General features: G+C 72.2%; 10 protein-coding genes. 5 read left to right on the plus strand and 5 right to left on the minus strand.

Annotated features, from left to right (window positions below; translation table 11 throughout):
- Nucleotides 1–98: 98 nt before the first annotated feature.
- Nucleotides 99–806 (minus strand): helix-turn-helix domain-containing protein, encoded by a 708-nt coding sequence (locus AB0C76_RS40085; protein WP_359975316.1) that lies wholly within the window; start codon nucleotides 804–806, stop codon nucleotides 99–101.
- Nucleotides 807–963: 157 nt separating this feature from the next.
- On the opposite strand from AB0C76_RS40085, the gene AB0C76_RS40090 reads away from it, so the two are divergent.
- Both AB0C76_RS40090 and mca read left to right on the plus strand, forming a co-directional pair.
- On the plus strand, nucleotides 964–2,430 hold the full coding sequence (locus AB0C76_RS40090; protein WP_359975319.1) for an MDR family MFS transporter: 1,467 nt from the start codon (nucleotides 964–966) through the stop codon (nucleotides 2,428–2,430).
- An 86-nt stretch (nucleotides 2,431–2,516) separates the two neighbouring features.
- Nucleotides 2,517–3,392, plus strand: coding sequence for a mycothiol conjugate amidase Mca (mca, locus tag AB0C76_RS40095; RefSeq protein WP_359975322.1), 876 nt, complete (start codon nucleotides 2,517–2,519; stop codon nucleotides 3,390–3,392).
- Nucleotides 3,393–3,411: 19 nt separating this feature from the next.
- Here the strand turns inward: mca and AB0C76_RS40100 are convergent, their stop codons facing one another.
- The gene (locus AB0C76_RS40100) at nucleotides 3,412–4,926 is read right to left on the minus strand and encodes a PHB depolymerase family esterase (protein WP_359975325.1); all 1,515 of its coding nucleotides are present in this window, start codon (nucleotides 4,924–4,926) and stop codon (nucleotides 3,412–3,414) included.
- A 203-nt stretch (nucleotides 4,927–5,129) separates the two neighbouring features.
- On the opposite strand from AB0C76_RS40100, the gene AB0C76_RS40105 reads away from it, so the two are divergent.
- A complete protein-coding gene (locus AB0C76_RS40105; RefSeq protein ID WP_359975328.1) occupies nucleotides 5,130–5,675 on the plus strand; it encodes a PaaI family thioesterase in 546 nt (181 codons plus the stop codon).
- 130 nt (nucleotides 5,676–5,805) lie between these two features.
- Here AB0C76_RS40105 and AB0C76_RS40110 read toward each other — a convergent pair whose 3' ends face one another.
- Nucleotides 5,806–6,213, minus strand: a complete 408-nt coding sequence (locus AB0C76_RS40110; RefSeq protein WP_359975331.1) for a hypothetical protein — start codon at nucleotides 6,211–6,213, stop codon at nucleotides 5,806–5,808.
- A gap of 291 nt (nucleotides 6,214–6,504) precedes the next feature.
- On the opposite strand from AB0C76_RS40110, the gene AB0C76_RS40115 reads away from it, so the two are divergent.
- The gene (locus tag AB0C76_RS40115; RefSeq protein WP_359975334.1) at nucleotides 6,505–8,364 is read left to right on the plus strand and encodes a galactose oxidase early set domain-containing protein; all 1,860 of its coding nucleotides are present in this window, start codon (nucleotides 6,505–6,507) and stop codon (nucleotides 8,362–8,364) included.
- A 100-nt stretch (nucleotides 8,365–8,464) separates the two neighbouring features.
- Nucleotides 8,465–10,840 (plus strand): Dyp-type peroxidase, encoded by a 2,376-nt coding sequence (locus tag AB0C76_RS40120; protein ID WP_359975337.1) that lies wholly within the window; start codon nucleotides 8,465–8,467, stop codon nucleotides 10,838–10,840.
- A 91-nt stretch (nucleotides 10,841–10,931) separates the two neighbouring features.
- Here the strand turns inward: AB0C76_RS40120 and AB0C76_RS40125 are convergent, their stop codons facing one another.
- Together AB0C76_RS40125 and AB0C76_RS40130 are read right to left on the minus strand one after the other, a co-directional pair.
- Nucleotides 10,932–11,930, minus strand: a complete 999-nt coding sequence (locus tag AB0C76_RS40125) for a YdcF family protein (RefSeq protein WP_359975340.1) — start codon at nucleotides 11,928–11,930, stop codon at nucleotides 10,932–10,934.
- Nucleotides 11,931–12,041: 111 nt separating this feature from the next.
- Nucleotides 12,042–12,589, minus strand: a 548-nt coding sequence (locus tag AB0C76_RS40130; protein WP_359975343.1) for a TetR/AcrR family transcriptional regulator C-terminal domain-containing protein, incomplete at its 5' end; no start/stop codon positions are given.

The following is a 12,589-nucleotide window of genomic DNA, read 5'->3' on the forward strand; positions in this document are numbered from 1 at the left end:
CGGACGAGGCCGACAGATCCGGTTGAGGACCCGAGGTCAGTCAGAGGTTGAGTCAGACCTGCCCGGGAACCGCTCATGAACATCCTCACTGTCAGTCGTCATTCCTCGGTCGCCTCGGTCGCCTCGGTCGCCTCGGTCGCCTTGGTCGCCTCGGTTGCCCCGGCCTCCGCCGCCCGGACGGCGAAGTCGCCGAGTGCGCCCTCCAGGCGGTCGAAAGCGCGGGCGGCGGACGGGCGGACGGCGGCCGCGATGGCCTCGTGGTCCTCTCCGGCCAGGGTGCGGCGGAACACCTCGGTGGCGACGGCCCGGGGGACGGCCGCCAGCAGTCCCGCGGCGACCCGGCTCTCGAAGTCGCCGGGCGGCACGTGGGCGGCCTCGGCCAGGGCGGTGGCGAGCGCCGTCTCGCCCTGCTCGTGCAGCTCGCGCAGTCGGGCGGTCAGCGCGGGGCTCTCGGTGATCGTGCGGGCGAACGCCTCGCCGGAGAAGCCGAGCGCGGCGTCGTGCCGGTCGATCTCGGCCAGGCAGGCGCGGCGCAGTGCGGCGAGGGCGGACTCGCCGGGGGCGCGGTCGGCGACCGCCCGGGCGTGCCTGGCGACGATCTCCTCGTGCAGGTCGAGGAAGAGGTCCTCCTTGCGCGGGAAGTGGTTGGTGACGGTCATCTTGGCGACGCCGGCGGCCGTCGCGACCTCGGCGATGGTGGTCCGCTCGAAGCCCCGGTCGATGAAGAGCCTGGTCGCGGCGTGCGAGATCGCCTCGCGGGTGCGGCGCTTGTTGAGCTCGCGCAGGTTCGGGGTGGTGTCGGTCATGGGGGGAGCCTAGCGCAGTTCGCTGGGTCGAGCACAGAAATTAGGCTTGACCCATTCGATGGGTTCGACCTAAGTTCTCCCTCGGCGGCCGGACGGACCGCCGGAGGGGCCCCGGCCGCACGGCCGCGGACACGACATCGAACCTCGGGGAGGGGCCATGACCGCGAAGGTCACCACGGTGAAGAGGCAACCGATGCAGGGGAGGGCCGGGCGCAAGCCGGTCCGCGCCGGGCGGGAGCCGCTGCCGCCGGACCTGATGAAGATGGGCGCGGTGCTCGCGCTCGGTCCGGTGCTCGCCCTGCTGGACACCACGATCGTCAACGTGGGCATCGACTCTGTCGCCCTCGGTCTGCACAGCTCGATGGCGGCGGTCCAGTGGGTGTCCACCGGGTACCTGCTGGCGATAGCGCTGGTCATGCCGTTGTCCGGCTGGGCCGCCGGGCGGTTCGGGGCCCGGCGTGCGTGGCTCGCGTCGGTGGTGCTGTTCGTCCTCGGCTCCGCGTTGTGCGGGCTGTCGTGGTCGACGGGCGGTCTGATCGCCTTCCGGATCCTCCAGGGGATCGGCGGAGGGATGATCCAGCCCCTCGGGCAGACGCTCATGGTGCAGGCGGCCGGTCCGTCCAGGATCGGGCGGGTGATGGGCACGCTGCTGCTCCCGATCGGCCTCGCGCCGGTCCTCGGTCCGATCCTCGGCGGTGTGCTGCTGGATCACCTGAGCTGGCGCTGGATGTTCTTGCTGAACGTCCCGGTCGGGCTGCTCACCGTGCTGCTGGCGCTCCGTCGGCTCCCGTCGGAGGGCGGTCCCGCGCAGGCCCGTCCCCGGCTGGACCGCCTAGGCCTGGCGCTGCTCTCTCCGGGCCTGACGGGCCTGGTCTACGGGCTCTCGGTGATCGCCGACGGCGGTTGGGCCGGCCCGGCGGCGGCCGGCGCGGGGGCGCTGCTCCTCCTCGCGTACGGGGGGCACGCGCTGCGCCCGGCCGTCGGCGGGGGCCGCGCGCCGCTGATCGACCTGCGGCTCTTAGCGCGGCGCGGCTTCGCGGTCGCGACGGCGAACTCCTTCCTCCAGGGCGCGGCGCTCTACAGCTCGATGTTCCTGGTGCCGCTCTACTACCAGCAGGTGGAGCACGCCGGCGCGGTGGAGTCCGGGCTGCTCCTGGCGCCGCAGGCTCTCGGCACGGCGGTCACCTCGCTGCTGGCGGGGCGGATCGCGGACCGGCTCGCGCCGCGCCCGCTGATCCTGCTCGGCATCGCCTGCTCGCTGCTCGGCACGCTCGCCTTCACCCGGCTCGGCGCGGGCGGCGGCCCGGCGGACTGGCTGCTGGCGGTTTCCCTGACGCTGCGTGGCGTCGGCATGGGGATCATCCTCATACCGGGGATGGCGGCGGTCTACTCCAGCGTGGAGAAGGCCCAGGTGCCGGCCGCCGCGAGCGCGGTCAACGTGCTCAACCGGCTCGGCGGCGCCCTCGGCACCGCGGTGCTGACGCTGGTCCTGCAGCAGGCCCGAAGCGGACACCCCGGCCACCCGGCCGCGGCCTTCGGCGACACCTTCTGGTGGGTGCTCGCCCTCTCCGCCCTCGCGATAGCGCCCGCCCTGCTCTACCCGGGTACCCGCCGGCAGGCCTGACGGCACGACAGGGAGACCGTCTCCTCCGGGAACCACGCGCGCGGTCCCGTTCGCTCACCTCATCCATCAACACCCAAGGAGCACTCGTGTTCACCAAGCACCCCGGCGGGCTCCGCCTGCTCACCGTCCACGCGCACCCCGACGACGAGTCCAGCAAGGGCGCGGCCACGCTCGTCCGGTACGCGGCCGAGGGCGTCGACGTCCTGGTGGCCACCTGCACCGGCGGCGAGCGCGGCTCCGTCCTCAACCCGGCGCTGGACCGCCCGGAGGTACGGGCCGACCTCCCGCGGATCCGGCGTCGGGAGATGGCCGCCGCCCGCGAGATCCTGGGTGTGCGCCAGCGGTTCCTCGGCTTCACCGACTCCGGGATGCCCGGGCCGGGGGAGGACCTGCCCGAGGGATGCTTCGCCGCCCAGGAGTTGGAGGTGGCCGCGGCTCCGCTGGTCGCCCTGATCCGGGAGTTCCGTCCGCACGTCGTCATCACGTACGACGAGACCGGCGGGTACCCGCACCCGGACCACGTGATGACGCACCGGGTCTCGGTCGAGGCTTTCGAGGCCGCCGCCGATCCGGACCGCTATCCGGAGGAGGGGGCGCCGTGGCAGGCGGCGAAGCTCTACTACCACCTGGCGCTCTCACGGGCCTGGTTCCAGACCATGCACGACGCGATGGCGGAACGGGGCGTCCCGTCGGCCATGGGTGAGCTGCTCGCCGGCTGGCCCGACACCCCGCCCGCCCTCGCGACCACCACGCGGATAGCGTGCGCCGAGCAGTTCGCGGTCCGGGACGCCGCGATGCTCGCGCACGCCACCCAGGTCGAGCCCGGGGCGGCCTTCATGGCCCACCCCCGGGACATCGAGCGCGAGGTCTGGCCGACGGAGGACTACCACCTCACCCGGTCCTGCGTGCCGGCCGTCGCCGAACTGCCGGAGACCGACCTGTTCGAGGGACTGCGATCGTGAGCGGCGGCGGATGCGCCGTTCAGCACTCACCGTCCGCGAGGACGTAGTAGCCGGGGCCGGTCTGCCGCAGGGTGTGCGTGACGAAGGTGTTCCAGAGGCCCATGCTCTGCCCCGAGCCGAGCGCGTAGGTGAGGCCGCCGCTCTGGGTGGCCCGGCCGGCCTGTACCTGGGCGTAGTTGTTGTCGGTGAAGCACCGCGGCGCGCCGCCGCTCGTACTCGCCGTCACCGCCGCCGACTTGGCGCCGAGGGTCCCCGAGGCGTCCACCGCCGCAACGGTGTAGGTGTACGAGGTGCCGGGGGCGAGGCCGGTGTCGGTGAAGGAGGTGCCGGTCGCGGTGCCGGCCGGCGAGCCGTCGCGGAGCACCTGGTACGACGCCGCGCCGCTGACGGCCTGCCAGGAGAGGGCGATCGAGTCCGGCCCGGCGGCGGAGGCGGTCAGCCCGGCCGGAGCCGGCAGACCGGGGGTGGTGGGCCCGCCGCCACCGGACAGGCCCCAGAACTGCGCGGTGTAGTAGGAGGAACAGATGGTGTCGAGGAAGTAACTGCCGGTCGCGCCGCACTGATCGGCGCCGGAGCCCGGGTCGACGGCGAGGCCGTGGCCCATTCCGGCGACGGAGTACACCGCCACGGCGGGCCGGCCGCTCGGGTCGGCGGGGTCGGCGTACAGGTCCTCGGTGGTGCCGCCCGGCAGGGACCGGCTCGACGTCGGACTCTGGGGGAGGCCCCAGACGTTCGTCCACTGGTCGCGCAGCTCGGTGGCGTTCACCGGCCGGACGACGGTGTCCGAGGTGCCCTGCCAGACCGCGACGCGCGGCCACGGACCGGCGTACCCCGGGTCCGCGGACCGGACCTTGTCGCCCCACTGGGCGGGGGTGAGGCCCTGGTCGGTGTTCTGGCAGGCGGCGGCGGCGCCCAGGGTGGTGGCGCAGTGCGCGGGCAGGCCGGCGTCGATGGCACCGCCGGCGAACACGTCCGGGTAGTCGGCCAGCAGGTCGGCCGCCAGGCCGCCGCCCGCCGAGAGCCCGGTGACGTACACCCGGTGGCCGTCCGAGCCGTACAGCGTCTCGGCCTTGGCGACCATCTGGGCCACCGAACCGGCTTCTCCGGTGCCCCGCGCATCCTTGGCGGCGTCGAACCAGCTGAAGCAGGACAGGCTGTTGTTGGAGCTGTTCGTCTGGGGGAACACCACGGCGAAGCCGTACAGGTCGGCGAACTTGGCCCAGCCGGAGTGCTGGTAGTAGTCGGAGGCGGTCTGGAGGCAGCCGTGCAGTGCGACCACCAGCGGCGCGCCGGTGGGCAGTCCGGCGGGGGTGTAGGCGTACATCGCGAGGTTACCGGGGTTGCTGCCGAAGCCGGTGACCTGTTGGAACGTCCCGGCAGGAGAGTCGGCCGCAGAATCGGTGGGGGAAACGGTCGCGGCGGCTACGGCGGCGGGGGAGGCAGTAGCGGTCCCGGCGATCAGTGTCCCGCTGAGCGTGCCGGCGGTCAGCAGGGCGGCGGCGGAGGTACGGGCGAGTGCGGCGAGGACGGACATCGGGGGCTCCTGGGTGGGGGAGGAGTCGACGTGGATGCCGTGCAGCGTGCCGTCTCCCGCGCACCGTGGCCATGTCGCGCGAGACCGCAGTCCAGCGGCCCGGCATGGCGTGCACCACCACCTCGAAGTCGGCCATGTCGGCGCCGACTCCCCCGTGCCGGGCGACACTTGAGGGACGGGCGGGAACAAGGCAGGTTGATCCCATGACGAATCACGAGGTTGCGGCCGACGAGCCGAATCCGCTGGTCACCGGGGAACTGCGGACCCGCACCCACACGTGGACGGCCGGTCCGCCGCTCACCGCCTACGCGCACCTGACCGGTGAGGAGATCCTCCAGGAGATCATCGCCGGGCGGATCCAGCCCTCCATCTGCAGCACGCTGGGCTTCCACCTCACCGAGGCCAAACCGGGGTTCGCGGTGTTCGAGGGCGAGCCCGGTGACCACCTGTACAACCCGATGAACACCGTCCACGGGGGCTTCCTCGCCACCCTGCTCGACTCGGCCCTCGGCTGCGCCGTCCTGAGCCGCCTGCCCGCAGGGCTCGGCTACACGACCACCCAGTTGAACGTCCACATGGTGCGCCCGGTGTTCGCCGACACCGGCCTGCTGCGGTGCGAGGGCGAGGTGGTGCACCTCGGCCGGACGATCGCCACCGCCGAGGCCAGGGTGGTCGGCGCCGAGACCGGCAAACTGTACGCGCACGCCACCACCACGTGCGCGATCCTGGGCCCGCGCTCGACGGACTGAGCCGAGGGGCCGGTGGAGGGGTGGGAACGGGGCCGGGGGGCGGGGCCCGGACCGGACCGAGGCGCTGGGGCCGCCCGATCCGGGCCGGGGGCGCCCGGGGCGCCGCGGGCCTTCCGGCCGGACGGGCGCGTCAGCCGCCGAGGCTGGTGTTGTTCTCGCCGTCGGTGCACACGATGCGGATGGTGAGGTCGGCGGGCCGGGGCTCGCCCTTCTGGCCCTCCGGCGGGCAGTCGTCCTTGCGGACGGCGACGATCCAGCCGGTGGCGTCGTCGTTGGGGCGGTTCTCCAGGACGTCGGTCGGATGGCGGTCCAGTCTGCGGTTCTCTCCGGGAGTGATGCTGAACCCGCCGCCGTAGACGCTCTCGTCGGGCGGGCAGAGCAGCTCGTGCGGCTTTCCGTCGGCGCCGCCCCGGAGGGTGGGGCCGGTCACCGACTGCGGGGCGAGGATGCTCGTCGTCGCCGCCGCACTGCCGCTCGTGGCGGCGAGGACGACGACTCCCGTCACGAGGGTCACGGCGATCCTGGTCTTCCTGGGCACGAGGCGCTCCTGAGGTCCGGGGGTGGGGGCCGCGGCCATTTCAGCACGATGGTGACGACCCGCCAGGAAATACGCACGGTGACGGTGTGTCGGTAGTCGATCGTGGGGCAGCTGGGGTGTCTGCCCACGAACGACTACTCAGCGTGGTCTACTGTCCGCGGATCGCTGTCATCCGTGCGGCTGCCCAGCAGCCCTGACCGACATGTCGCGAGGAACCCCATGCCACGCAGAACACCATCCGGAATCCCGCTCGTCACGTTTCCCGGAGCTCCGCGCCGAAGGCTCCGGGCGGTGCTGGCGGCCAGTGCCGTCACCGTCGCCCTGTCGACCACCACGATCCTGACCTCGCCCGCACCGGTCGCCTCCGCGGTGACCGACCCGTTCGCCGGGACCGGCACGCCGCGCATCACCGACGAGCAGGTGCGGGCCGAGATCCGGGAGGACGAGGTGGCCGCGTTCGGGCGCCCGGCCGCCGAGGGGATGGCGAGGGACCGGATCGGCCTGCGGGCCGTCCAGACCGGCTACCCGCAGACCACCCGCACCAACCGTTTCAACATGCTCACCGCCACCCAGGCGCAGGACAACGCGAAGTACGACCCCGCGCAGTTCGGGCAGTTCAAGCAGTACATCCCCTCGCCCGAGTACGGGGACCACATCGCCCTGCTGCCCACCGGCAAGGTGCTGATCTTCTCCTTCGAAGCCGTCGAGGAGAACCCCCAGAAGGAGACCGCGCCCACCGACGTCATCGGCAAGCAGAACGCCGGCCGCGCCTACCTGTGGACGCCGCCCGCCAACGACACCGACCCGGGCACGTTCAAGGCCGTCCCGCCGCCGGACGTCAACATGCCGGACGGCCTGGACGAGCCACGCCCCGCGCCGTTCTTCTGCGCCGGTCACTCCTACCTGCCCAACGGAATGGTCGGCGTCTTCGGTGGCAACCTCGGCGGCAACGGCGGCACCGGCGCCAAGCTCGCCCTCGTCTTCGACCCGTGGACCGAGACCTGGCACCAGGAACAGGACATGGCGGTCGGCCGCTGGTACCCGTCCGTGGTCACGGGCGCCGACGGCCGGCAGACCATCATGTCCGGCCAGTCCGAACTCGGCTACGGCACCCCGACCCCCATCGTCGAACGCTTCCCGGCCAAGGGCATCGACGTCTCCTACGGCAAGTCGAGCGTGCCGGAGAACATCGCGCTGGACCGGTGGAAGGCGGACGCGCCCTACCGGATGGACTACCCGCACCTGTTCTCGCTCAGGGACGGGAAGATCTACGGCTTCGGCCGCAGCTCCGACCAGCAGTTCGTCTTCGACCCGGCGAACGAGAGCCGCAACTCGCTGCCCAACCGCCCCGACGGCTTCACCCGCCTGTACGGCTCGGCGGTCGCCCTGCCCAACGGCACCAGCGGCCCGGACTCGGTGCTCGTCCTCGGCGGCGACCACAAGGACCCGAACACCTTCAAGTTCTCGGGTGGCCAGTGGACCAAGGAGAAGCCGAGGAACCTCGGCCGCGCCCAGGACGACACGCTCATCTTCCCCAACGGCAACCTGTTCACCGTCAACGGGGCCGTAGGCATCCGCGACTACGGCCTCGGCGACTACAACCCGAACGTCCCCGACGACCGGTTCCGCCAGGTGGAACTCCGCGACGCCGACGGCAACTGGACCCTCGGCCCCAAGCAGCGGCTGCCGCGCGGCTACCACTCCAACGCGGTGGTCCTGCCGGACGGCCGGATCATGGTCACCGGCGACGAGCTCCAGCAGATCGCCAACAACCCGGACATCAAGTCCGGCAACAACGGCACGATCGAGATCTACGAGCCGCCGTACCTGCACCAGCCCGGTGGCCGCCCGGACATCCGGACCGCGCCGACCGACCCGGTGGGCTACGGCACCACGTTCCGGATCAACACCAACTCGCCGACCCAGGCCGCCCGCGCCGTCCTGCTCGCGCCCATCACCTCGACGCACTCGGTGGACACCAGCCAGCGCCGCCTGGAGCTCAAGCTGGTGAGCCGCGCGGGCGGCCAACTCGTCTTCCAGAGCCCGGCCTCGGCCGCGGACGCCCCGCCCGGCTGGTACATGATCTTCCTCCTCAACGACGCCGGCGTGCCGAGCGTGGCGAAGTGGATCCAGCTGGCGCCGAACTCCTAGTCCCATCGGCAGCCCCATCGGCAGCCCCATCCGCACCGCGCCGACACCACGCCGACACCACGCCGACCACTCCGCCGGAGCCGACGAACGGAGCCACCCCGTGCCAGACCTGAGTCTGCGTCAAGACACCGAGATCCAGGGCGACATCCTCGCCGGATTCAAGAAAGACCACATGACCCTGCTGCTCCTCCAGTTCAGCGACGCCTCGGCGGCGCGGAGCTGGCTGGAGAAGATCACCCCCAGGATCGCCACCACCCGGGAGGTCACCCGGTTCAACGAGACCTTCAGCGAAGCCCGTCAGTCCTCCGGCGGCAGCGACCCGACGGCGCTCAAGGCCACCTGGCTGGGCCTCGGCTTCACCTACCAGGGCCTGCAGTTCATCACCGGGCAGCCGGAGCTCCTGAAGGCGGAGGCCAGGACCGGCGACACGCTGGAGGCGTTCATCCAGGGCCCGGCCGACCCGTCGCGGTCGATCGCGCTCGGCGACACCGACGACAACGACCCGAAGCGCTGGCTGTTCGGCTGCGCCGCCAAGCCCGTCGTCCACGCGGTGCTCACCATCGCCTCCGACACCCCCGCGGGCCTCGACAGTGCCGTGAAGGAGCAGAAGCAGGCCGCAGGCCAGGCCGGTGCGGTCGTCGTCTACGAGCAGGAGGGCAGGCACCTCGCGGGCGACAGGAAGGGCAAGGAGCACTTCGGTTTCAAGGACGGCGTCAGCGAACCGGAGGTCGAGGGCTTCGACGAGCCCGACCCCAACCGGTTCACCGGCGAGGGGTCCGAGAAGGTCTTCTACTCGAAGAAGCACCCCGGCACCCGGATCATCCCGGCGGGGGAGTTCGTCATCGGGAAGAAGCTCGCCGCGACGCACGCCCCGGAGACCGCCGCCGTCGGGACCATCCCCGCCTGGATGCACAACGGCTCCTTCCAGGTGGTGCGCCGCCTGGAGCAGGACGTCGCCGGCTGGTGGGCCCAGGTCGATGCCCAGCTGCGGCGGCTGAAGGACCTCAAGGCGGTGCCGGAGGACACGAAGCGGGACTGGTTCGCCGCCCGGCTGGTGGGCCGCTGGCGCAACGGAGCGCCGGTGTGCAAGTACCCCGACCAGCAGCCCGGCGATCCGGCCGCCGGATCGGACAACGACTTCACGTACCTCGGTGACCCGGAGGACCCGGACGGCCTGATCACCCCGCTCTTCTCCCACCTGCGCAAGACCAATCCCCGCGCCGGGCTCGTCGACGGCGATCCGGTCGACGAGGCCTTCATCGACGCCCGCCGGATCATCAGGCGCGGTGCCCCCTACGGGAAGCCCTTCGACCCGACCAGCGACATCCCCGAGTTCGGCCCCGACGCCCAGCGCGGCCTGCTCTTCGTCTGCTACCAGTCCGACCTGGTGGGCCAGTTCGAGTTCATCCAGGCGAACTGGATCAACGACCCGGACTTCCCGCCCGGCCGCACGGCCGAGCCCGGCCCGGACCCACTGGTCAGCGGCCAGCTCGCCACCGTGAACGACGGCCGGGTCAGCTGGGAGGGCCGGTCCCCGGCGGGCGAACGGGCCACCACCGTGCTGGACTTCCGCCCGTTCGTCCAGACCCGCGGGGCGCTCTACTGCTTCACGCCCTCCATCACGACGCTGCGCCGGCTCGCCCAGGGCCGCCTCAACGGCGAGCTCGTCGACGACGGCGAGCAGCCGGCCGTGGCACAGAACCTGCCGATGGACTGCGTCCTGCCGCTGCCGGACGTGGACGGCCGCTACTGGACGTTCCAGCAGGGCACGATCCGCCTGATCGGCGCCGGCGGCACCGAGGTCCGCCAGCTCACCACCGGCACGGTCGACGACCGCACCGGGGTCGTGGTCAGGAACGTCGGACCGTACTCGTCCTGGCCCGCGCTGCGGGGCGTCACCCAGATCGACACCATCCTGCCGGTGTTCGACCAGCAGCGCGTCAACGGGAAGTGCGACTACTGGGTCTTCCACACCGTGGGCGGCGACCAGGTCTACCGCTACATCTCGATCGACGCCTCCGAGCCGTACGCGAGCCAGGTGGTGGCCGAGGACCAGCCGGTGAGCCGGTGGAGCTCGTTCGGCGGGACGACTCCCGTCACGCACGTGGACGCCTTCCTGCCCGTTCCCGACATGCGGCCCGCCGGCGACGGCTCGCACTGGTACTGGGTGTTCCACAACACCCCGGTGGGCCAGCGTTACCGGCTGATCTCCATCGGCCGCTCCGGCCGGGCGTATCCGGACCGGCTCCAGCGGGACGACCGGCAGCTCGGCCTCTGGCGCTCGCTGGAGGGCGTCACGCGGGTGGACGCCTTCCTGGCCGTTCCCGGCCGGGACGACCCGAGCGGCGGTCAGCACTGGTACTGGGTGTTCCACCAGGACAAGTACCGGACGATCATGATCAACCACGGCGGCAACCACCAGGACGACCTGCTGCGCGAGGACCGCCCGACGGCGGTCTGGTGCCGCCAGCCGTAACCGCTCGGGGAGAAGTGCGACTTCGGGTCCCGGCCGTCACGTCGGCCGGGACCCGAAGGACGTGCGGGGGTGGACGTGCGGGCGGACGGCGTCAGAGCGAGGCGAGGATCCCGCAGAGGGCCAGGAAGCCGCAGATGCCGAAGTTGACGAGCTTGTGGGAGAGGAAGACGGCGGCGAACTCCCGGATGGTCGCGCTGGGCCAGTAGTAGGCGGCGGTGGGGGAGCCGAAGACGTGGCCGTTGACGCCGGTCCTCCGGGCGGTGAGGGCGGCCCGGAAGGCGTGGAAGTTGTTGGTGACGACGACGCAGCGGTAGTCGGGCTTGGCGCCCTCCATGATGGCCTTGCTGAAGAGCAGGTTCTCCTCGGTGGTGCGCGAGCGGTCCTCGCGGGCGACGTGCTCGGCGGGGAAGCCGCGTTCGAGCAGGTAGTCGGCCATCGCGTGGGACTCCGGGAGCTTCTCGTCCGGCCCCTGGCCGCCCGAGGTGATGAGCACCGGCGGGTTGCCCCGCGCGGCCTGCTCCTCGTAGACCTCGCGGCCCCGGTGCAGCCGGCTGGCCAGCAGCGGCGGCACCCGCTCGCCGCCGATCAGCCCGGAGCCCAGCACCACGACGAAGTCGACGTCCCGGCGCGGCCGGTGACGGCCGTAGAGGAAGGCGTAGCCGACGAAGCACACGAAGAGGAAGGAGACGTAGCCGACCACCAGCACGGACGTGACCGCGAGGATGCCGAGCCGGTGCGAGCCGGTGGCGACCGCGAGGACCAGTAGGCCGAGGACGGCGACGATGCCCAGACCGGCCAGCAGCGACAGCAGGTTGGCGGGCCGCACGCCCTCCTTGCGGATCATGGTCACGCCGTTGGCGAGCAGGAACCAGACCAGGGCCACCGTGCCGAGCGCCGGCAGCAGCACGATGGCGAGCGCCGCCGACCCGGCCACCAGCGTGGGCGCGTGCCGCAGTTCGGCGAGCAGGGCGAGCGAGAGGAAGGAGACGGCGATCCCGAGCAACACGGCATTGCTGAACCGGCGTCGGTCGCGGAGCACCCCTATCCCGCACAGCACGAAGAACAGGACGGCCGGAGCGTAGGCGAGCATGCCTCGTATCGTAGGTGGCGCGTGCGCCTGCCTTGAACTCGCGCGCAGATCGCGGCCGGTGGACGGGGTTTCCGAAGCCGTGCTCGGCAACGCGGAGGCGGCCCCGGGCCGTTACCGCGGCTCCGGGGGGAGCAGGGTGGCGACGCCGTCGAGGACGCGTGCGACGCAGAACTCGAAGCGGGCGTCCATGTCGGGTTCGGTGAGGTCACCGGCGAGTTCGACCAGGGTGGGGAACTCGGCGGCGGGCAGGGAGCGGAAGCGGTCGGCGGCCGCGTCCACGGCGTCCCGGCGGCTGCTGTTGCCGGTGGTCTCGGCGGCGGAGACCGGCGCCTGCTCCTGGAGGACGAAGCCCTGGACGAAGGTGCCGAGCAGGTAGGAGACCATCGCGGCGTCGGAGTTGGAGAAGCCGGCTTCGCGGAGGCGGTCGAGCTGGTCCTCCAGGATCGCGAGCATGTGCGGGCCGAGGCCCAGCCGGCCCGCCACGACCTTGGCGGCGTCGCGGTTGTCGAGCAGCAGTCGACGGTGTCCACCTCGCGCTGCGCTGCGCTGCGGCGCGGGCGCGCTCGCCGTCGCCGCGGTCCTGGTCGCGCTGCTCCTCGGCCGGGCCCGCCCGGTCGCCGCCCCGCCGGCGGGTGCGGAAGCCGCCTGCTGGCCCACGC

The sequence above is a fragment of the Kitasatospora sp. NPDC048722 genome, assembly GCF_040650235.1.
In the GTDB taxonomy this organism is placed as follows: Bacteria; Actinomycetota; Actinomycetes; order Streptomycetales; family Streptomycetaceae; genus Kitasatospora.

Bases quoted from the DNA above. Each gene is read 5' to 3' on its own strand.
- AB0C76_RS40125 (WP_359975340.1), bottom strand. From the start codon at position 11,930: ATGCTCGCCTACGCTCCGGCCGTCCTGTTCTTCGTGCTGTGCGGGATA.
- AB0C76_RS40090 (WP_359975319.1), top strand. From the start codon at position 964: ATGACCGCGAAGGTCACCACGGTGAAGAGGCAACCGATGCAGGGGAGG.
- AB0C76_RS40100 (WP_359975325.1), bottom strand. From the start codon at position 4,926: ATGTCCGTCCTCGCCGCACTCGCCCGTACCTCCGCCGCCGCCCTGCTG.
- AB0C76_RS40105 (WP_359975328.1), top strand. From the start codon at position 5,130: ATGACGAATCACGAGGTTGCGGCCGACGAGCCGAATCCGCTGGTCACC.
- AB0C76_RS40085 (WP_359975316.1), bottom strand. From the start codon at position 806: ATGACCGACACCACCCCGAACCTGCGCGAGCTCAACAAGCGCCGCACC.